The following is a 21,323-nucleotide window of genomic DNA, read 5'->3' as shown; positions in this document are numbered from 1 at the left end:
ATGGTCAGACTTTTTATAGACAATAAAGAAATTGAAGCGGAAGCGGGAACCCCTCTGCTTCAGGTGTGTCTTAGCAATGATATTTATGTCCCTAATCTCTGTTATCTTGAAGGAACGAAGCCTCAGGCGTCATGCAGACTGTGTTTTGTTGAAATTGAGGGGGAAGACAGACCTGTCACTTCATGTACCGTTGAGGTCAGGGATAACATGGTGGTGAAAACTGACACAGAGGCTGTCAGGCGTTTGCAGCGGACAGCCCTCCGGTTTCTCCTGTCAACGCATCATGTAAAATGTAAGGAATGCCCTGCCAATAAAAAATGTGAATTGCAACGACTTGCCAAATTTTTGAAAGTCGGTCTCAGGCCGAAAAATCTGGACCGTCATCTGAAAGAAACAGAGACAGACAAGAGCCATCCCGTGTTTAATTATTATCCCAACCGTTGCATCCTGTGCGGCAGATGTATTCATGCCTGTAAAAGAGAACATGGCAAAGCTCTTCTGACCTTTGCCAAACGAGGGATTGATACGGTCATCAGTTTTTATGGCGAAGAAGATATGTCGAGGCTTCCCGGTGAGAAATGTATTGCCTGCGTCGAGGTTTGTCCGGTGAAAGCCATTACCCTAAAATAATTGAGAATTGAAAATTAATAATTCTCAATTCTCAATTCTCAATTCTCAATTATGATTATTGACCTGAAAAAATTTATAACCGAGGAAAGAAACTCCTGGAGCGATCTGGAGCATATCCTTGATACATTAGAGAAAGACCCGGAACGCCGGCTGAATCTTGAGCAGGTCAGGCGATTTCATTATCTCTATCAGCGGACATCTGCTGATCTGGCGAAAATTATGACCTTTTCTTCGGAACAAAAGATTCGAGGATATCTCGAATCCCTTGTGGGAAGAGCTTACGGAGAAATTCATGAAACTCGCCCCTCCTCGCGTCGTCTTGGCCTGATGCGCTGGTTTTTTTATACTTTTCCTCAGACATTTCGTCGCCATATCCGGGCATTCTGGATATCTCTTGTGATCATGATTGCAGGAGGGGCTTTCGGGGGGATTGCAATCAGTTTCGATTCCGAGGCAAAGGGCGTTTTCATGCCTTTTTCCCATCTTCAAATGAACCCCTCAGAACGCGTGGCCCGGGAGGAGAGTGCGGACAGAGATCGGATGAGAGGTGAAAAAGCCGCATTTTCTTCTTATCTGATGACACATAACACCAAAGTATCTATTTTCGCTATGGCATTGGGCATGACCTGGGGAATTGGAACCGTGATCCTTTTATTTTATAATGGCGTTATTCTGGGGGCAGTTGTTCTGGACTATATTCTGGCAGGAGAAAGTAAATTTTTAGCAGGCTGGCTTCTGCCTCACGGGGCAGTGGAAATTCCGGCTATCCTGCTTGCCGGTCAGGCGGGTTTGTTACTGGCCAGTGCCATTATCGGATGGGGAACAAAATCAGTATCATTGAAAACCCGGCTCAGAAAAATATCCCGGGACCTGGTCACGCTGATTTTCGGTGTAGGGATTATGCTGATATGGGCAGGTTTTATTGAGGCTTTTTTTTCCCAGTATCATGAACCTGTTATTCCGTATGCGGTTAAAATCGGATTCGGAATTATCGAAATCATTCTGCTGACACTGTTTCTTCTGAGGTCCGGAAACTTGAAACTTGAAACTTGAAACTTGAAACTTGAAACTTGAAACTCGAAACTTGAAACTTGAAACTTGAAACTTGAAACTTGAAACTTGAAACTCGGAACTTGAAACTTGAAACTTGAAACTCGGAACTTGAAACTCGGAACTTGAAACTTGAAACTCGGAACTTGAAACTTGAAACTTGAAACTCGGAACTTGAAACTTGAAACTTGAAACTTGAAACTTGAAACTTGAAACTTGAAACTTGAAACTTGAAACTTGAAACTTGAAACTTGAAACTTGAAACTCGGAACTTGAAACTCGGAACTTGAAACTTGAAACTTGAAACTCGGAACTTGAAACTGATAGTCGATAATCAGGTTTTCTGACTGGGTTCGAGTAAAAAGCCTGTCATTCCGTCAACTGAATTCACGCCGAAGCCCGCGAAAGAGGAATGACAAAAAAAAACCTGATCATCGAGCGACAACTAATTATGCTAACTCATCAAATTTAAGGCTTAACACAATCATATCCTCTTCAAATACTGTCTTGATTTTGTAAGGCAATGTCTTAAACAAGCCTATCATTCCCCGATTTGTGGGGGAAGTGACCGCGAACAGACCGGATATTGCATTTTCCTGTGCGGCCTGAGCCAGTTTTTTTATTAATATCTTGCCGAGCTTTTTTCCCTGAAATTCCTTACTCACAGAAAAAGCAACCTCTGCCATGTTGTTGGCCGGGTTAATGAGATATTCTCCCACTCCCACAACCTTTCCAAAACCAAATTCTCCCACAACAGCAAGGATAGTGAGGTTTTTAATATAATCTGTCTGAAACATTCCCTCCACATCATCACGAACAAAGGTGGTTTTTTCATGAAAAAATCTTGAAATAATATCATCTTTATTCAGAGTGTAGAAATGCTCCTGTATCCTTCGCTCATCCACTGGTTTGGCAGGTCTGATGACGACCTGCTCACCGTCAATTTCTATGGTTTCCTCAAGTTTCAGCGGATACACGCCGTGGATAGATTCTTTCAATGTGCGTTCAGGCCCGAGCAGGCCCATTTTCTGAGCCTCAAAAAACAACTCATCCCGAAAATCAGGATGGGCAATGCTGATCATGCCCATGGCTCTTTCCTGAAGCGTTTTTCCGAACATGTTAAACGCTCCGTATTCAGTGACCACATAATGCACATCACCTCTCGGAACAACGACTGAGGTATTCTTTAAGATAGGAACAATGCGGCTCTTTGTGCCGTCCACGTTTGTCGAAGGAAGCATCAGAACCGATTTCCCTTTCTCTGCCCGGGCCGAGCCTCTGATAAAATCCAACATGCCGGTGATACCGGAAAAATGGTTATAAGGAAGGGCGTCAGCCGCAACCTGACCCGTGAGATCCATTGCCAGTGCCACGTTCAGGGATGTCATCTTGTTATGACGGCGAATGATTCCGGGATCATTGACATAATCCGAAGGATGGAATTCAATAGACGGATTATCATCCAAAAATTCATAGAGGTTCTCAGACCCTATTGCAGCGCTTGCCACCAATTTCCCATCGTTGAATCCCTTCTTTCGGTTGGTGACCACTCCCATTGAAACAAGCCGCATAATTCCTTTGGTCAGATATTCGGAATGGATGCCCAGATCATTTTTATCGGAAAGGGCTACAAGCGTTGCCCGAGTGGTTGCCCCGGGGCTGATCTGAATCGTGGAACCATCGTCCACCAGCCTGGCAATAAGTTTTGCAATGGTATTGGCAGACTCCAGTTTCGGGGGGTCCCCGACAGTAATCAGGGGTTCCTCGTGTTCCACAATAACATCCACATCATTGACATGAATAAAGCTCTGACCAAGAACCCGGGGCATTCTGGGATTCACTTGGGCAATGACCAAATCAGCGGACCAGGCCGCTGAAAGGGTGATATCCACGGAAATTCCCAGACTCATCCACCCGAAATCATCCGGAGGCGTCACCTGAATCAGCGCGACGTGTATGGGAAGACTCCTGCTTTTGAACAGCCGGGGAACAGCAGAGAGATTTATTGGTGTGATAAAGCGTTTTTGCGCTTCAATACTTTTCGGGCTCGCGGAGCCCAGGTAAAAGGATCGGATATTAAGACTCTGATTCTTTGTTTTATTTGCAATCAGTGTCAGGGGAGTGCTTTCCAGGGCCAGCAGGCGGACAATTTCGAGGTCCGTAAAATAGCTTGATGTTTCCGAAAGCGCCCTTACAAGATGCTGAGGTTCACCGCAGGACGATCCGATAAAAACCCTCTGCCCCGGTCTGATTAAACCCATTGCCTCTTTTACAGTTCGTTTCTTCTCAACATAACTGTCTGCCCAATAATCTGCCATAGCCATAATTAACTCCTTTTTTTTCCTCTGAAATTAATTTGGATAAAATTATCTTTAAGCAAAAATTCGAATTTCAATCATCAATTACCAATTCCGATAAGAATTAGCAAGAAGAAGATATGGCTGATACAAAAATAAATCCGGGACTGAGTTTCTCGGTGCTGACTTTATGCAGCCATAAAATTTTATCCGTCAGGATCAGGATTTTTAATAAAACATTTGAAATAAGACAAAAATTATCATACAAAGAAAAGAATCAACAGATCAGAACTAACTGAAAATTCAGACCATGTTTGTGGTTTCGTGTTTATGGAACCTTTGTAAAAACAGATAGTTGCACTCATAATACAGACCAGACTGCCGGACGGGGTTTGCAACCCCGTCCGAAACGTTTGTTTTCGGGGGTCGGAAAATATTTCGGACGGGGTTGCAAACCCCGTCCGGCAGATTCGGACTATGAGCGGTGCGGCAAAGAAACCCGGCTTTTTTTTCAGGACGGGACGCTCTCCCCCGCTGGAAAAAGCCGGGTTTCTCCCCCGTCCGCCGTGTCTGCCCGGTGACAGCCCGAAAACTTTTCGATCTACTGAGGTTTTCTGACCCGGTTCGGACAAAAAGTTTGTCATTCCTGCGAAAGCAGGAATCTGTTTTTGGCAGACGCGGCGTTCCGGGAGCTGTGGATTCCTGCTTTCGCAGGCTTCGGCGTAAACTCAGTCGAACAGAATGACAACAAAAACTTGAACATCGAGTTTCAGGAAAATTTTTATCTGTCAAAAGCGCAGACCGGTATTTAGGATAAAGATCCGACAGTTTTTATCCATCCTGCATAATCTTTTTCTGATCAGAGGTCAGGCAATGATGACCATACCAGGTTACAAAATTAATAAGGAACTCCGTACAGGAAGACATTCGGTGATTTACCAGGGCCAAAGGAGCGAAGATGGCATACCCGTCATTATAAAAGTTCATCGTGACGAATACCCCACAGTCGGGGATATGGACAGATTCCGTCGGGAATTTGATATCGGAAGCCTGTTCCGTGATGACCACATTATCCGATATTACGCGACCGAATCGTATCGTCACGCTCTGGCACTGATCCAAGAGGATTTCGGAGCAGTGGCCCTGGCAGAGGTCATTCCGGAGGATGGCCTGGGCATTTTACCATTTTTAAACATCGCGGTTCAGCTGGCAGAGGGTCTCCGTGTGATTCATCAGCAGAATGTTATTCACAAAGATATCAATCCCCGGAACATCGTGATTCGGCCGGGAACAGATGCTGTCAAATTCATTGATTTTGGAATTTCATGCTGGTTCACACAGGAAACTCAGGAGGCTGTCTCCCCGAAAAATCTTATCGGAACCCTGGCCTACATGTCCCCGGAACAAACCGGGCGGATGAATCAGCCCCTGGATTACCGGACCGATTTTTACTCCCTGGGACTTGTTTTTTATAAACTGTTATGTGGCAGGCTTCCCTTTGACACAAAAGACCCCATGAAAATCATTCACTATCACATTGCGAAAACCCCGGAAACACCTCGGGATGTGAGACCGGCAGTTCCCCGGGCGGTCTCTGACATTGTTATGAAACTTTTGGAAAAAAATGCGGAAGACCGGTATCAGAGCGCGTCAGGTCTGAAAGCGGATTTGGAAACATGCCTCAGCCAACTGAAACACGAGGGAAAAATTGTTCCTTTTCAGTTGGGACGGCAGGATTTTTCTGACAAATTTCAAATTCCCCAAAAAGTTTACGGACGATCTGAAGAAATCAGGAGCATCATAAAAATATTTGAACGCGTCGCCCGGGGCAGAAAAGAGATGGCCTTGGTGTCGGGCTATTCCGGAGTTGGCAAAACCGTCCTGGTCAGAGAACTTCGGAAGCCAGTCATGACGCGGGGAAGCTGTTTCTTATCCGGAAAGTTTGACCAAGTGAACAGAAATATTGCTTACAGCGGAATCTCACAGGCATTTCGAAAACTGATCAGGCAGATACTGGGAAAAAGCAAATCCAAAATACAGTTCTGGAAAGAACGTCTCCTGACGGCCCTGGGACCCAACTCGGAAATCATTACAGACATGATCCCGGAAGTTGAGAAAATTATTGGAAAGCCGGCCCCTGTTCAGGAACTGACCGGAGCCGAAGCCCGGAACCGGTTTGAGCTGATTTTCCGTAACTTCGTCAGTGTGTTTGCACAAAAAGAACATCCGCTTGTACTGTTCTTAGATGATCTGCAATGGGCAGACTCCGCGAGCCTGAATCTGATTCATCTCCTGGCAACGGATGATGAAATCAGGGCCATGTTAATTATCGGGGCATACAGAGAGAATGAAGTCAGTGCCTCTCACCCCGTGATCATGGCAATTGATGAAATAAAAAAAACCGGTGTTCCGGTCCGTCACATTTCCCTGTCTCCATTAGGAATTATAACAGTAAATCAGTGGATTGCTGATATTCTGAATTGTCATCCGGAAGCATCCGAATCATTGTCAGCGCTGATTTTCAGCAAAACACAAGGAAATCCGTTTTTTGTAAAAATGTTCCTGCAATCCCTCTATGATGAGCATTTGCTGACATTCCAGTTTCCAGTTTCCAGTTTCAAGTTTCCAGTTTCCAGTTTCAAGTTTCCAGTTTCAAATTTCAAGTTTCAAGTTTCAAGTTTCAAGTTTCAAACCTGGCACTGGGACATGGAGAAAATTCGTCTGGCGCAGGTGACAGACAATGTCGCGGAGTTCATGTTAAAAAGGATAAGCCGTTTACCTTCTGACACCCGTGAAATACTCAAGACAGCGGCCTGTATCGGAAATATTTTTACAATTGAAACCTTAATGGCAGTTCTTCAAAAAACACGAGAGGAAATAATTATAAAACTTCAGTCTGCGTTGAACACGGGCATGCTTGTCTCATCGGCTCCGACTTACAGATTTGCACATGACCGGGTGCAGGAAGCTGCCTATTCTCTCATACCTGACAGACAGAAAGCATCTGTTCATCTTGACATCGGCCGCCTGCTTTTGGCGAACACACGAATACAAGATCAGCAGGAAAAACTCTTTGAAGTTGTTGACCACCTGAATATCGGGCGGAACCTGATCACCAATTCTCAGGAACAACTCAGTCTGATCCGGCTGAATCTGCAAGCCGGCCAAAAAGCCAGAAACGCCACAGCTTACGCTTCGGCCCTGAACTATCTGACCATCAGCAGTGAAGTCCTGTCCCGCTGCATGACAAATCATGATGAACTGGCTTTTGAAGTGTATAAAGAACTCGCGCTGCTTGAGTATCTGAACGGCAATTTTGAACGCTCGGAAAAACTGATCTGCCTGATTTTGGAACAGGCAACATCAGATGTTGAAAAAGCTGAGGCATACATCCTGCTGATTGAGCAATACACCGTGACAGCGAACTATGAGGCGGCCATTCGGACCGGACGAAAGGCATTGAAACTGCTGGGCGTTGAACTGCCTTCGGATCATCTGAAAACAGCGTTTGAGGATGAATTTGCCCGGGCTAAAAAAAATCTGGGAAACAGGAATATTGCCTCATTACTTGATGAACCGCGGATGACGTCGGCGGAGAAAAGAAGCGCCATCAGATTGTTAGGAAAAATGGGGTCACTGACATATAATTCAGATCAGGAATTGTTTCCCATCGTGATCGCAAAATCAGTCAATCTTATACTCAGATATGGCAACGCGCCCGAGGGGTCCTATTCGCTTGCTGTTTACGGAATCATCCTGGGTTCTGTTTTCGGAGAATATCAGAGGGGCTATGAATTCGGGCAACTGGCTGTGAAACTGAGCGGAAAATTCAACACACTGGCGCAGAAATGCACATCTTACGCCGCACTCGGATGCGGCCTGCTTCCCTGGGTAGGCCATGTCAGGCATACAGCGGCCGTGTATGATGAGAGCTGTCAGGCCGGATTGCAGTCCGGTGAACTTCAGTTCGCAGGCATCAGTCTTCTTTATAAATTATCAGATTTGTTCTTTGAAGGGAAAAATCTGACAAAACTTTTGGGAGATGTGTCAGAAGGGTTAAAATTTACTAAAAAAACAAAAAATCAGTGGGCAACGGATCTGATAACGGCCCAGGAACTTGTTCTTTTAAATCTGACAGGCCGGACCAAAGACAAGTTTTCTTTTCACAATGACAGCATCAGTGAATCAGCGTATCTGGAACAATGTGAAAAACATGGGAGCTTCAACGGATTATGCCGTTTTTACATTTTCAAATCCCAGGTGCTTTATTTGTATGGAGAGCCTGAAAAAGCGATGCATTGTATCAGGAAAGCGGAAAACTGGCTGACGTTTGTTCTGGGAACACTTCCCGCGGCCGATCATAATTTTTACCACTCTCTGATACTCACCGCACTTTATTCTGATGCTTCGGCAAATGAACAGGCCGCGTACTGGGAACAGTTACAAACTCATCAGAAACAGATGAAAATCTGGGCGAACAACTGCCCGGAGAATTTTCTGCATAAATATCTCCTGGTTGAAGCTGAAATGGCCCATATCTCCGGCAGAGATTCGGAAGCAATGGATTTGTATGACCAAGCCATAGCCTCAGCCTGTGAAAATAAATTCATCCAGAATGAAAGTCTTGCAAATGAGCTGTTTGGCAAATTCTGGTTAGACAAAGGTAAGGAGCGATATGCGAAAATCCACATAACAGATGCATATCATGCGTATGAACGGTTGGGAGCCAAACGCAAAGCAGAAGACATATACGAAAAATACCCGGATATGATACGGGCAGTTCAGTTCCCGGACGTAACGATTACGGAAGACATTCAGGCCAGTTCGGATTCTTCTTCCTCGGCCTATCTGGATATGGCAGCCATAACCAAAGCCTCCCAGATCATTTCTGATGAAATCAATCTGGAGAAATTCCTGATCAAGATTATGAAAATCATCATTGAAAACGCGGGCGCACAAAAAGGATTTCTGATCCTGAAACAAAATGACAGTCTGCGAATCGAAGCGTCCGCGGTCGCGGATTCGGACAACGTCCGGGTTTTGCAATCCGTTCCCATTGAAGAAAATCAGGAACTTTCGGAAACCATTGTCCGCTATGCAATCCGAACCAATGAAAATGTGATACTTCATGACGCTGCAAATAAAGGAATGTTTACCCAGGAACCTTATATCATCAGCACCCGGGCAAAATCCGTCCTTTGCACGCCGATCCGCTATAAAAATAAAATCACCGGCGGATTGTACCTGGAAAATAATCTGATGTCCGGCGCATTTACAGAAAACCGAATAGAAACCCTTCATATCCTGCTCGCCCAGGTCGCCATTTCCCTCAGAAACGCCACGCTTTATTCGGACACGCTGCGTCTGAACTGGGACCTGCAAGCTGAAATAGAAGAACACACGCGGTCAGAAAAGGAATTGCGCAGCCTCTTACAGTTCCATGAAACCCTTATGAATACAATTCCCAACCCCATTTTCTATAAAAATGCAGAGGGTCTTTATCTCGGATGCAACAATGCCTTTGCCGACCAGATCGTGGGCCTGCCTCGTGAAAAAATCATCGGCCGAGGAATTTATGATATCTCCCAATTTTCCCGGGAACTTGCAGACATGTCCCATGAAAAAGATATGGAACTGTTTTGTCATCCGGGAGTACAGGTTTATGAAACCTGTATGCAATGTGCGGACAATGTGCGGCGAGAATTCATTGTCAGCAGAGCCACTTTCAACGATGATGAGGGAAATATTGCAGGGATTGTCGGTGTGCTGGCAGATATGACTGAAAAAAACCGGGTCACAGAGTCGCTTCGGAAAAGTGAGGAACGATACCGCAGAATTATTGAAACCGCCCGGGAGGGCATATGGATGATTGACGCTGAGGGCAAAACAACATATGTGAACCGGCGAATAACAGAAATGCTGGGATATTCAGAGCCAGAGATGCTGGGATGCCCTTTTTTTGATTTTATGGATGCGGCAGCCCTGACCGAGGCAGAGCGAAATTTTGAAAGACGCAGGCAGGGAATTTCGGAGCAGCATGACTTCAGGTTCCGTCGGAAGGACGGAACCGATCTCTGGACAATTGTCAGTACCAATTCAATTTGTGATGAAACCGGTCAGTTCATCGGGAGCTTGGCAATGATAACCGATATCTCAGACCGAAAACGTAATGAAGAACAGCTCAGGGTATCCCTCAGTGAGAAAGTCGTGCTTCTCAGGGAAATTCATCACCGGGTGAAAAACAACATGCAGGTGGTCTCCAGTCTGCTCGAACTTCAGTGCATGAAGACCGAGGATGAGAGAATTATTAAGATACTGACTGAGAACAAGGACCGTATCCGGGCCATGTCCCTGATTCATGAAAAACTTTATCAGTCCGAAAGCCTGTCGCAAATTGATTTCAGGACGTACCTGAATGAACTGGCAAAGACCCTGTTCAGGTCTTACGGCATCAGTTCCGCACAGATTGCCTTGAAAACAGATATTGAGGATATTTCCGTGGAAATTGACATCGCCATTCCCTGTGGTCTGATTCTGAATGAACTCATTTCCAATGCCCTGAAACACGCTTTCCCGGAGAACAGGAAGGGTGAGATCAGTGTTTCATTTCGTTTTGCTGATACAGCTAAAGTTGAACTGATTGTCAGCGATAACGGGGTGGGAATTCCTGAAAACACAGATATTGGCAACACTTCATCCTTAGGATTAAAACTTGTCAGAGGATTTGCTGTGCATCAGCTTGACGGAGAGTTGAAATTTGTACGAAATAACGGCTCAAAATTTATCATTAAATTTGAAATTTGAAATTTGAAATTTGAAACTTGAAACTTGAAACTTGAAATTTGAAACTTGGGACTTGAAACTTGGGACTTGAAACTTGGGACTTGAAACTTGAAACTCGAAACTTGAAACTCGAAACTCGAAACTTGAAACTTGAAACTTGGAACTTGCTGATTATAACGGATTCAGGGGAGGACGCGGCATGCTGAAATTATTATGTCACAGGACGCCGTCCTCCCCAAACGTCATTCCGGGGAAAACCGGCGCGATGTGCGGCCTGCGATGCCGCGAAAGTGCGAAGGCTCTTTGTGTCTCTTTGTGTCTTCGTGTCTTTGTGGCATTGTCTTTTCGGTTAAAAAAAATAGCACCTGATCCGACATTTGAAAATATCACGATTTTCCGGAATGGCGGGGGCCTCCCCTGAATCCCTTATAATCAGGAAACTCGAAACTCGAAACTCGAAACTCGAAACTTGGGACTTGGAACGGTAAAATGAAAGAATTATTTTCTACAAAAGAAGTCGCAAAATTTCTGGATATAAACGAAAAGATGGTGTATTCCCTGATTTCTGAGAAGGGGTTGCCCGCGACAAAAATCACAGGGAAATGGCTCTTTCCCCGGCACTTGGTGGAGCAATGGATTGAGGCCAATACCATTAATTATCCTGAACCATCGGTTTCTCTGCCGCCTTACCAGGGATTACTCATCTTAACTGGCAGTAATGATCCGCTTCTGGATCGGACAATTTCGCTTTTTAACAGCCTCCGTTCCGATCATATCGCGGTGTTTGGAAATATAGGAAGCCTTGGAGGGATCAGCGCGCTGAGACAGAATTTGTGTCATATCGCCTCAAGTCATCTGCTTGAGGAAAATGAAAAAGAGTATAACTTTGATTTTGCCACGCGGGAACTTGAAAGAATGCCTGCGGTGGTTAATTTTTGCCGACGGGAGCAAGGCTTGCTGGTGAAGAAAAAAAATCCAAAGAATATCAGAGGAATTGCTGATCTTGCCAAACCTGGTGTGCGAATTGTAAACCGGCCCCTCAGTACCGGAACCCGCCTCTTATTTGACCGGGAGCTGAGTAAGGCTGAGATTAACGGTGAAAACATTGAGGGATATCATCACGAAATTCATAAGCATCTTGATGTCGGTATTGAAATATTATCTGACCGTGCGGATGCAGGTCCCGGGATACGGGCAGTGGCTTCTCTCCTCGGTACGGACTTTATTCCGCTTCGCTGGGAGCGTTATGATCTTCTCATTTTAAAGGAAAGGTTTTTTGACCAGGGAGTGCAGCTTTTTATAGGGCTTCTCCACGATCAGGTTTTTGCTGACGCTGCAAAACAATTTGAGGGATATGATATCAGTCTGAGCGGAAAAATGGTTTTTCCTTATGAATAGGATGATCTCCCAAGTTCAAAAATCTTCATTGTTTTTTGTTGCCGGAGTAGAGATGTGGGGGGATGAAAATGTTTCCAAGGCTCTGAAAAAGCTGATCCCGTTTTTGTTCCCCGCATTTTTTAACTGCCTGATTTTTAAGTCATAAAAAATTTGCGGAATAAAAATGGGATCGCAATTGTCAGCCCGGTTTGTGACATTTTCATCACCCCAGTAGAGATGTGTCAGGGACACGTCTCTACAATTCACGGCATCCATATATTAATAATATCCTGAAATTTTACAGAATATTAAAAAAGCCAAGTCCTAGTCCTCTAATTTGAAAGATACGGTTACATTCATATTCAGACCTTCAAGATCAGCGATTTTCTGAATGATCTTCGCGGCTGCCTCTTCAATAACTTTCTCATCTGACAATATCACAGGAGGTATTTTCGTCTCTTTTTTCGCCTTGGCCGGCGAAGGCTTGGCTTTTACAGGTTTGGACGGCTTGACGCTCTTGGGGGCCTTTTTAGCAACAGTTTTAGCAGGGCTTGGTTTGGATTTCGGTGTGGACGGTTTGGTGTATTTCTTTAATCCCGGGAAATCTTTCAGCGCCTGCTCAAGTTTATATCTGTCCTTACCTGTTTTCAGCGACAAGTTGTATGCCTGTTTTTCAGAAAGCTTCAGCGCTTCTTTGACCATGTTGTAAACAAAACCCGTGCCAATCTTCTTTCTCTCGATAAAAAAACCAAGGTCGCATTTTTGGCTGTCACTTAATTTGGAGAGCATACTTGCGACATCCTGGACTTTGATTTCTTTTCCCGAATCTTCCAGAACCATTTCGGAGATTTCCCGGGACCTCAGAGACTTTCCTGATAGCAGTGCGCCTATAATCAACTGTGCGTTACTCTTGTCCGCTTTTTTCTTTTTCATAATCACCTCGTCTGTTTTCTCTGTTCTTTTTTGTCAATCTTATCCCTCAGCTTACCGGAACATTTGAATGTCACAACCCTTCTTGGTGCCAGCGTCATTGGTTCACCGGTAGCAGGATTCCTTCCTCTTCGCTCCCGTTTCTCATTCACACAAAACTTTCCGAAACCGGTTATCAAAACATTTTCTCCGTTCTCCAGTGACTTTTTCATGATTTCCAAAAGGGTCTCAACCAACTCTATGCTTTTTTTTCTGGAGAAGCAAAGCCGGTTTTGAATATTGTTTACTATATGAGCTTTTGTCAGAGCCATTTAGAAATATATCCCTTTCTCCTGGTTAAAATTCAGATATTGTTTACCCTTATCCTCATATTTTTGTTTTGTCAAGGATTTATAGGTATTACAGGGAAGCAAAATTTGTTATTAGAAATGAGAGAAAAATATTTATCTCTCAGCCGCGGCTTGACAATCTTTTTCTTAAATTATATATAATTCGCTTTCAGTAATCCGCTTTCTCCTTGTTCCCACCTTTCAGACATCAGACCTGCGAGGTTTCCAAAACCTCGCAGGCCTTCACCTGTCGGTTCTCACGCGGGAGGGTGGGAACGAGAAAAATCGGTTTCAGCAGTCTGCTTTCTCCGTTTTTCGGAAAGAGCAGTTGACTTTTTTAGAAAGTCTGAGTTATATTTAATTTGTCGCGTAATTAGGGATTTCCCCAAAAATAAAATACCCGGAATGTAGGAATGTAGGGTATATTATTTATTTCGAGTTCCCTTACGCAGGACTCAGTATCAGAGATTCTGAATGAATAATCCGCTAAAAATCTTTCGGGATCTGTGTCTGAAAAAATATACGAAAGAGGCCCGTCTTATCCCGCGGCGAATCCCGAAAAATGTGTCAAAGCTTATGACAATTTTCTCTATGCAATGAAAGGACATGATATGTCAACTAAAAAATCTTTTATCATTTATTTAATATTGCTCATGGGAGTTTTTATGTACCCCACGACATCGGTCTTTGGAAACGGAGTATTCGTTAACCTGATGGAAATTCCGTCCTCATTCAATCCGGTTGGTTCGGGTGCGAGAGCCATCGGAATGGGCGGGGCTTTTATTGCTGTGGCAGATGATGCTACCGCCGCATCATGGAATCCCGGGGGTCTTGTCCAACTGACATTGCCCGAGTTCTCCCTTGTCACTTCCTATCTTCATCGGGGAGAGGAGATTGATTTCGGGGAAGATTATCCCGAGGCTGCGGGATCCCATTCGGTGTCCGAAGGAGATATTAACTATTTCAGTGCAGCTTATCCGTTTGGCCTTTTCAATCGTAATATGATTGTGTCATTAAGTTATCAGCGACTTTATGATCTTAATCGTGACTGGAAATTTGCTTTCAGCATGCCGGAACGACCATTTGAAGATCATTGGGATTACCAGCAAACCGGAAGTCTTTCGGCCCTGGGACTCTCCTATTGCATTCAGGTTATTCCGCAACTCTCATTCGGTTTCACTTTAAACTTGTGGGATGATGATCTGACTGACAATCACTGGGAGCAAAAATACCATTTAACACGTTCGGCAAAGGAGATAAATGCTTCGCCGCTTGCTTTTACTTCTGAGAAAGCGTATTCCTTTAGCGGTATTAACGCCAACCTCGGAATGCTCTGGCGTATTAATTACAAACTGACACTGGGAGCAGTTCTGAAAACACCTTTTAATGCAGATGTGGAACACAAATCTCAGGAAAAGCAGGCTTCCGAATATATGCCCGAAGATATAGTAATCTCTGACAGCAGAGATGAGGAGATAGAAATGCCCATGTCTTACGGGATTGGCTTTGCCTATAAATTTTCGGACAGTTTTTTCATGTCAGCAGATTATTACAGAACCGAATGGGATGATTTTATTTACAGAGATAATCAGGGCAATGAGACAAGTCCCATCAGCGGACGAGCTATCAGTGAATCCGATGTCAGCCCTACCAATCAGATAAGAATCGGTGCGGAGTACCGCTTCATCAACGCAGAAAAAGGGTATGTCATTCCGATCAGAGGAGGAATATTTTACGACCCTGCCCCTGCGGAGGGAAATCCGGATGATTTCTATGGCTTCAGTCTTGGTCTGGGGCTGACCCGGAATGACCGGTTCTCCCTGGATATTGCCTACCAGTACCGCCGTGGCAATGATGTGGGAGAATCAATGTTTGAAAACCTCCAATTTTCCCAGGATGTGGACGAACACACGGTTTATCTCTCTGTAATTTTCTATCCTTAATCAAAGTTCATGTATGAAAGCGGACATCCCCCTGAATCCCCCCTTCAAAGGGGGACTTTGAACACACGCCTTATCTGTCTGTCATTTTCTATCCTTAATCAAAGCTCCCAAAAAGTACAGGGAAAGCAGATAAGAAAAGGAAAATTCCCTTCCCCTTCTTATTCCTTTTCCTTGTACTTTGAGCAGCGTCCCCCAAAACTACAGGTCCGCATCCTCAGAAACACCGGCCTTTCAACAAAATCCGCTAAAATCAGAGACAGTCCCTTAACATATTTTATTACCTTTTTCCAATATCTTAGAATCAGATAGCAAAATATCTCGTCTGAAAGTAGCAATTTTCCCCCCCGGAATACATCCTTCACCCCATTGCCTTTTCCTATGTTTTATGAAAGAACTAAATAAAAAAACAAGTCAATTCAAGAAAGTTCTGAACATCTGAAGAGGACATGACAAATGAAATTAGAAAAAAAACTATTGAGACTTTTGAAAGTCTTTATTTTCTGTCTGATATTCCTGTTCTCTCTGGCTTCTTTCGCATCTTCTCAGCATACATACATGATACCGGAACTGGATTTCAACGGAGACTGTGCTGTTGACCTGACAGATGCGATTCTGGGCATGAGGGTTCTGACCGGGGAAAACCCGGTCATAAACGGGACTAAAAACATCGGAGTGAAAGAGATCACTGACATTTTGAGAAAGACGGCTCATCTGAGACCTGAGCCTGACAACTATGATGAATATGAAGAAGATGATAAATTCAGCCAGGCGCGTGTGATTGTCATAAATAACAGCGCGGACAGCGCAAAAAACGGTGACTCTGTTCAGCCCCATAATTTTCATGATGCCGGAGATGAAGACTGGATGATGTTTTACGGAATCGCCGGACAGATTTACACCGTTCATGCCGAGACTGAGAGTCTGGGAAGCAACTGTGATCCTGTAATTGAGCTTTATGACACAGACGGTGTGACACTGCTGAAATCAAAGAATGACGGAATAGAGGGCAAAAATGAGACCCTCCTCTGGAAAGACTGTTCCCGGGATGATATCTACTATGTAAGACTGAGAAGTTTCAGCCCTGATGCTTTTGGAGAAGACACCGCATATGAACTGACAGTATATAATCCTGAAGCTACTTTTCCAGGTGATATTATCGGCAACATATTTGATCCCTATTCTGAGAAAAAAGTGCTGGGAGCAAGAATTAAGACAAATGCCAACCGATCCGCCATCAGTAATTATTGTTACTGCTATTTTTACTGCCGACGCGACTTCTGTATATATTTTCATCCGGCAGGCACTTTTACTCTGACGGTCGAGGCTTCCGGGTATAAGACATTTTCAACGGAAGTGACTGTCCGGCAATTGGAAACCACTTTGGTGGATATAGAAATGATACCGGAGTAGACTTCAATGCGGCAATGCTGCTGATCTGATCTGCTCAAAATCGCATATGCATCCCGCGGCAAATCCCCCCTCTGGAAAATACAGCACGGAAATTAACTTTATGCACTTTGAAAAAACACATTTGATGTACATGGTACTGACGATCTTTTTTGTTTTTTTCTCATCCCTTGGAATGGCATCGGCATGGGAATCTCCGGCTCCGATGCCGAAACAGGATCATCAGATTATGAATGACAGCTATAAAGTGTCCGGTTTTACCAGAGCCTCATCTGTTTCAAAAGCAATTATCGTAGCCGGAGGCGGCGGCACTTTTGATGACACACTCTGGGAATCCACCCAGATGTGTGCAAATTACGCGTATCGGGCCCTTCTCTATCGGGGATACCTCAAAGAAAATATTTATTATCTCAGTTCGGATACAAGTATTGACGCGGATGATAATGGCCAGCCGGATGATGTGGATGAAACAGCCACATATCAGAATTTATCCGACGCGATAAATATCTGGGCCAGGCGATCTGACAATCCTGCCCATGATCTTATGATTTATATGACAGGTCACGGAGGAAACAGAATCCTCCAAATCGGCTCTGATGAAGTGATAGAGGCTCGGGAGTTGGATAGCTGGCTGGATGATTTGCAGAAAACCATGACCGGAAGATTAATATTCATATATGATGCTTCCAAGTCAGGGACATTCCTTTGTAAAAGCAACGATGACACCGGCTGTTCCGAACCTCTCATGAGTCCGCCTGAAGGAAAGGAGCGGATTGTCATCACCAGCGCGTCTGACGAATCCGCGTATTTTATGCCCATGGGAAGGCTTCCAGGGGGACTTTCATTTTCTTTCCAGTTCTGGTCCGGCTTTTATTATGGCTCAGAACTGGATGACGCGTTTTTCTTTGCAAAAGATATGATGGAAGATTTTCAGACAGCCCTGCTTGATGCCAACGGAAACGGGATTGGTAATGACTACGATGACAGAAAACTGGCGGACGGTATTGTCCCGGGAAAAGTCAGAACTGACGAAGATGACCCGGTTGGTCTGACAGAGCCATTTACTGACTACATACTTGATATCTCAAAAGCGATCATCGTGGCCGGCGGAGGGCCGTATCCCGGGAATAATCTCTGGGAAGATACGATGCTATGTACTAATTATGCCTATGACATTCTTATTGAGCGAGGATATTCCAAAGAAAATATCTGTTATCTCAGTTCCGATAAAGATACTGATGCTGACGGCAATGGTTTATCTGATGATGTTTACGGAGATGCCACATATGAGAATTTATTTCAAGCCATAAACACCTGGGTCAAAACCCCTGACGCGCCTGTTTATGAACTCCTGATCTATATAACGGACCACGGCGGAGACGGAACCTTCCGCCTGAATCCCACTGAAACGCTTAAGGTGGAAGAACTGGACAAATGGCTGGATGATCTTCAGGAAACCATGCCCGGAAGGCTGATATTTATCTATGACGCGTGCCAGTCAGGAACCTTCCTTTGCAAAACCTATGACAGCAACGGACGTTCTCCCGAGTGTCTTGAACCCCGGATGCGTCCCCCCGAAGGAAAGGAACGAATCGTCATCACCAGCGCGTCTGATGAATCCGCATATTTTATGCCCATGGGAAAAGGGGCAGGAGGTCTCTCATTCTCTTTTCAGTTCTGGTCGCATATTGACTATGGCGCAAAATTGGATGAAGCGTTTTTCTTTGCCAAAGATATGATGGGAGATTTTCAGACAGCCCTGCTTGATGCTGACGGAAACGGAATTGGTAATGAACATAATGATATGAAACTGGCAGAGAGCATCACAATCGGTAAAAAATATAAAGTGGCTTCGGATATTCCGGTGATTGAAAATGTATCTGAAACACAGACCCTTCAAGGTGAAAGCGATGCCACACTCTGGGCCGGTCCTGTGACGGATGCTGACGGTATCAGCGAAGTATGGGGGGTGATCACTCCCCCGGGCCACAGTGCTGGTTCCGCGGATACGCCTGTTCTCGAACTTCCCACCGTGAAACTTCTGGATACTGACGATGACGGAATTTACGAGGGAGCTTATGAACATTTTAACATGAAAGGCACTTATACGGTCAATATCTATGCCGCAGATACAAAAGACACCTCTTCCCTGCCAAAACAAACACAGATTGTCCAGACCCGGGCAAAAGGCGCTGACATCAACGGAAACGGAGAAACTGACCTGGGGGATGCGATTATGGCATTAAAGGTGATAACAGGAATAAGCAACAGCGTGCCGCCCCTGTCAGAGGACAGCATGGCACTTATTGATGTGAACGGGGATAAAAAGATCGGAATGGAAGAAGCAATTTATATTCTCAGAAATTTGGCTGCGTCCGAGCCTCCCGATAAATAACAGTCCTTAAACTTGATGTTCAAGTTTTTTTTGTCATTCCTGCGAAAGCAGGAATCCACTGCCTCCGGATTCGTAAAATCTGTAAAAAACGGATTCCTGCTTTCGCAGGAATGACACACTTTTTGTTCGAATCAGGTCAAAAAACTTGAACATCGAGTTAAAAGGAGTGCCAAACTTGCAGTTTGGCGAGTCATATCGCTCCCGGAAACACCTGAAAACAAGGAGTGCAAAACTTGCAGTTTGGCGAGTCATATCGCTCCCGGAAACACCTGAAAACAAGGAGTGCAAAACTTGCAGTTTGGCGAGTCATATCGCTTCCGGAAACACCCGAAAACAAGGAGTGCCAAACTTACAGTTTGGCAATGCGTGTCTCTGCCGGAGGCAGAGAATATTGCCAAACTGTAAGTTTGGCACTCCGGATGTCCGGCTGTTTATTTCCGGTTTCAGGCACTGAGCCTTTTTAAAACATTTTCCCAAATCGCCTTAACAGCGTTTCCCGCTTCGGAATTCCCCTCATATTCAAAAATAGTCTGGCCTTTGACCATGGATTTGGTGAAAATCACATCAAAGGGGATACGTCCCAGACAGTCCGCCCCTTTTTCTTTGGCAAAGGCTTCGATCTCTTCGGTAGTATCCGGATTAAGATCAGACTTATTTACACAAAGCATCACCGGTATTTTAAAATGAGCGGCCAATTCAATCACCCGTTCCATATCATGCTTGCCGGAAACCGTGGGTTCCGTGACAACCAGCACCGCATCGGCTCCCCCGATGGAGGCAATCACAGGACAGCCCACTCCCGGAGGGCCGTCCGTGAGAATCAGATCAAGGTTCTTGTTCTGGGCAAGGTCCCTGGCCTCTTTTCGTATCAGACTGACCAGTCTTCCTGAATTTTCCTCTGCAATCCCGAGCCTGGCATGGACCATGGGTCCGAACCGTGTATCAGAAATAAACCACTCCCCGCAGGTTCTCACTGGAAAGTCTATGGCCTTTTCAGGGCAGAAATACACGCAGACTCCGCACCCCTCGCACTCGATAGCGTCTATCTCAAACTCCTCACTAATGGCGTCCCATCTGCACAACTCCCGGCATAAGCCGCACTGGGTGCATTTGTCCGGGTTAATCATTGCCTCATTTCCGCTTTGAAACGCATGTTGTTGCCTGACATCAGGGGCCGTTATCAGATGAAGATCCGCGGCATCCACGTCCGCGTCACACAATATTTTATTTTCAGCCAATGACGCAAACGCCGACATCAGACTGGTTTTACCGGTTCCCCCTTTGCCGCTGATGACAATCAGTTCTTTCATTTTGCCTCCTCCTGCCCTGTGATTTCTTTGATACGGCGGTATAATTCCAGAAATTTTTCTTTCAGTTCAGGGATGACTTCCACCAGCATATCCCCGCGTGAATAGGCTTCTGCAATTTTTCGGTCAAAGGGGATTTCCATAAGAATCGGCAGCCCCACCTCTTTTGCATATTCCCTGACCTTGTCGTCTCCCATATCTGAGCGGTTAATGACCAGGCCCCTGGGAATATTAAGTATATCCACGGCCCCCACGGCCAGCTTCAGGTCATGCAGGCCAAATGGCGTGGGTTCTGTGACCATCAGAACAAAATCCGTATCTTTCATGGCCGCAATGACCGGGCAGGAGGTTCCCGGGGGAGCGTCAATGATGGTAAATTTGTCAGGATTGGTATGGGAACGGACTTTTTTGATCAGCGGCGGAGACATGGCCTCGCCTATTCTTGATTTTCCGTGAACAAATCTCAGTCCGTTACTATGACCCTCTTCGACAACGCCCAGTTCCCGGCCTGTTTCCGTAATGGCATGTTCGGGACAGACCTCCACGCACCCGCCGCAGCTATGGCACAGTTCAGTAAAGGGCAAAATACTGTCACTGATAACGACAATCGCCTTGAACTGGCATATCTCGCCGCACTTTCCGCAATAAGTACATTTTTCTTCATCTATCTGAGGGACAGCGGTGAACACCGTCTCGGTTTTTTCAAATACCGGATGAATAAAGAGATGGGCATTTGGCTCCTCCACATCACAGTCCAACAGTTCAACCTCCTCCGCATCAATAGAGAGCGCCAGATTGGTCGCCACTGTTGTCTTACCGGTTCCGCCTTTTCCACTGGCAACACTGATAATCATTGTAAAAACTCCGTAAGTTAC

The 21,323-nt window shown here is 45.1% G+C and carries 14 protein-coding genes; 9 read left to right on the top strand and 5 right to left on the bottom strand.

Annotated features, from left to right (window positions below; genetic code table 11):
- Complete coding sequence (locus dnm_RS25740) at positions 1–630, top strand: 2Fe-2S iron-sulfur cluster-binding protein (protein ID WP_207679753.1); 630 nt, start codon at positions 1–3, stop codon at positions 628–630.
- A 51-nt stretch (positions 631–681) separates the two neighbouring features.
- A complete protein-coding gene (locus dnm_RS25735) occupies positions 682–1,683 on the top strand; it encodes a stage II sporulation protein M (protein WP_207679752.1) in 1,002 nt (333 codons plus the stop codon).
- A gap of 446 nt (positions 1,684–2,129) precedes the next feature.
- Here dnm_RS25735 and dnm_RS25730 read toward each other — a convergent pair whose 3' ends face one another.
- Positions 2,130–4,004, bottom strand: coding sequence for a GNAT family N-acetyltransferase (locus dnm_RS25730; protein WP_207679751.1), 1,875 nt, complete (start codon positions 4,002–4,004; stop codon positions 2,130–2,132).
- Positions 4,005–4,645: 641 nt separating this feature from the next.
- On the opposite strand from dnm_RS25730, the gene dnm_RS25725 reads away from it, so the two are divergent.
- From dnm_RS25725 to dnm_RS25715, 4 genes are all read left to right on the top strand, one after another.
- A complete protein-coding gene (locus tag dnm_RS25725) occupies positions 4,646–4,789 on the top strand; it encodes a hypothetical protein (protein ID WP_207679750.1) in 144 nt (47 codons plus the stop codon).
- A 61-nt stretch (positions 4,790–4,850) separates the two neighbouring features.
- Positions 4,851–10,781 carry an AAA family ATPase gene (locus tag dnm_RS25720; protein ID WP_207679749.1) on the top strand — a complete coding sequence of 1,977 codons (5,931 nt, stop codon included), beginning with the start codon at positions 4,851–4,853 and terminating at the stop codon, positions 10,779–10,781.
- Positions 10,782–10,840: 59 nt separating this feature from the next.
- Positions 10,841–10,966 (top strand): hypothetical protein, encoded by a 126-nt coding sequence (locus dnm_RS31405; RefSeq protein WP_276571830.1) that lies wholly within the window; start codon positions 10,841–10,843, stop codon positions 10,964–10,966.
- A 283-nt stretch (positions 10,967–11,249) separates the two neighbouring features.
- Complete coding sequence (locus tag dnm_RS25715) at positions 11,250–12,158, top strand: substrate-binding domain-containing protein (protein WP_207679748.1); 909 nt, start codon at positions 11,250–11,252, stop codon at positions 12,156–12,158.
- Between the two features lie 303 nt (positions 12,159–12,461).
- Here dnm_RS25715 and dnm_RS25710 read toward each other — a convergent pair whose 3' ends face one another.
- Together dnm_RS25710 and dnm_RS25705 are read right to left on the bottom strand one after the other, a co-directional pair.
- The gene (locus dnm_RS25710) at positions 12,462–13,070 is read right to left on the bottom strand and encodes a hypothetical protein (protein ID WP_207679747.1); all 609 of its coding nucleotides are present in this window, start codon (positions 13,068–13,070) and stop codon (positions 12,462–12,464) included.
- 2 nt (positions 13,071–13,072) lie between these two features.
- Positions 13,073–13,378 carry an integration host factor subunit alpha gene (locus dnm_RS25705; RefSeq protein WP_207679746.1) on the bottom strand — a complete coding sequence of 102 codons (306 nt, stop codon included), beginning with the start codon at positions 13,376–13,378 and terminating at the stop codon, positions 13,073–13,075.
- A 629-nt stretch (positions 13,379–14,007) separates the two neighbouring features.
- On the opposite strand from dnm_RS25705, the gene dnm_RS25700 reads away from it, so the two are divergent.
- From dnm_RS25700 to dnm_RS25690, 3 genes are all read left to right on the top strand, one after another.
- A complete protein-coding gene (locus tag dnm_RS25700) occupies positions 14,008–15,339 on the top strand; it encodes an OmpP1/FadL family transporter (RefSeq protein WP_207679745.1) in 1,332 nt (443 codons plus the stop codon).
- 453 nt (positions 15,340–15,792) lie between these two features.
- Positions 15,793–16,749 (top strand): PEGA domain-containing protein, encoded by a 957-nt coding sequence (locus tag dnm_RS25695; protein ID WP_207679744.1) that lies wholly within the window; start codon positions 15,793–15,795, stop codon positions 16,747–16,749.
- A 100-nt stretch (positions 16,750–16,849) separates the two neighbouring features.
- Entirely contained in the window at positions 16,850–19,141 is a 2,292-nt protein-coding gene (locus tag dnm_RS25690) for a C13 family peptidase (RefSeq protein WP_207679743.1), read from the top strand.
- A 443-nt stretch (positions 19,142–19,584) separates the two neighbouring features.
- On the opposite strand, the gene dnm_RS25685 is transcribed toward dnm_RS25690, so the two are convergent.
- The gene (locus tag dnm_RS25685; protein WP_207679742.1) at positions 19,585–20,451 is read right to left on the bottom strand and encodes a P-loop NTPase; all 867 of its coding nucleotides are present in this window, start codon (positions 20,449–20,451) and stop codon (positions 19,585–19,587) included.
- Positions 20,448–21,302: an ATP-binding protein gene (locus dnm_RS25680; RefSeq protein WP_207679741.1), complete on the bottom strand. Its 855-nt coding sequence runs from the start codon at positions 21,300–21,302 to the stop codon at positions 20,448–20,450. The genes dnm_RS25685 and dnm_RS25680 overlap by 4 nt, the downstream gene beginning before the upstream one ends.
- Between the last annotated feature and the right edge of the window lie 21 nt (positions 21,303–21,323).

It is taken from the genome of Desulfonema magnum, from assembly GCF_017377395.1.
GTDB classification, from domain to species: Bacteria; Desulfobacterota; Desulfobacteria; order Desulfobacterales; family 4be13; genus Desulfonema_C; species Desulfonema_C magnum.
The sequence above is the reverse complement of the archived record's forward strand: the minus strand, read 5'-3'. Positions and strand labels throughout refer to the sequence as shown.

Coding starts and splice junctions, on each gene's coding strand:
- dnm_RS25740 (WP_207679753.1), top strand. CDS start 1: ATGGTCAGACTTTTTATAGACAATAAAGAAATTGAAGCGGAAGCGGGA.
- dnm_RS25735 (WP_207679752.1), top strand. CDS start 682: ATGATTATTGACCTGAAAAAATTTATAACCGAGGAAAGAAACTCCTGG.
- dnm_RS25730 (WP_207679751.1), bottom strand. CDS start 4,004: ATGGCTATGGCAGATTATTGGGCAGACAGTTATGTTGAGAAGAAACGA.
- dnm_RS25720 (WP_207679749.1), top strand. CDS start 4,851: ATGATGACCATACCAGGTTACAAAATTAATAAGGAACTCCGTACAGGA.
- dnm_RS25715 (WP_207679748.1), top strand. CDS start 11,250: ATGAAAGAATTATTTTCTACAAAAGAAGTCGCAAAATTTCTGGATATA.
- dnm_RS25710 (WP_207679747.1), bottom strand. CDS start 13,070: ATGAAAAAGAAAAAAGCGGACAAGAGTAACGCACAGTTGATTATAGGC.
- dnm_RS25705 (WP_207679746.1), bottom strand. CDS start 13,378: ATGGCTCTGACAAAAGCTCATATAGTAAACAATATTCAAAACCGGCTT.
- dnm_RS25700 (WP_207679745.1), top strand. CDS start 14,008: ATGTCAACTAAAAAATCTTTTATCATTTATTTAATATTGCTCATGGGA.
- dnm_RS25695 (WP_207679744.1), top strand. CDS start 15,793: ATGAAATTAGAAAAAAAACTATTGAGACTTTTGAAAGTCTTTATTTTC.
- dnm_RS25690 (WP_207679743.1), top strand. CDS start 16,850: ATGCACTTTGAAAAAACACATTTGATGTACATGGTACTGACGATCTTT.
- dnm_RS25685 (WP_207679742.1), bottom strand. CDS start 20,451: ATGAAAGAACTGATTGTCATCAGCGGCAAAGGGGGAACCGGTAAAACC.
- dnm_RS25680 (WP_207679741.1), bottom strand. CDS start 21,302: ATGATTATCAGTGTTGCCAGTGGAAAAGGCGGAACCGGTAAGACAACA.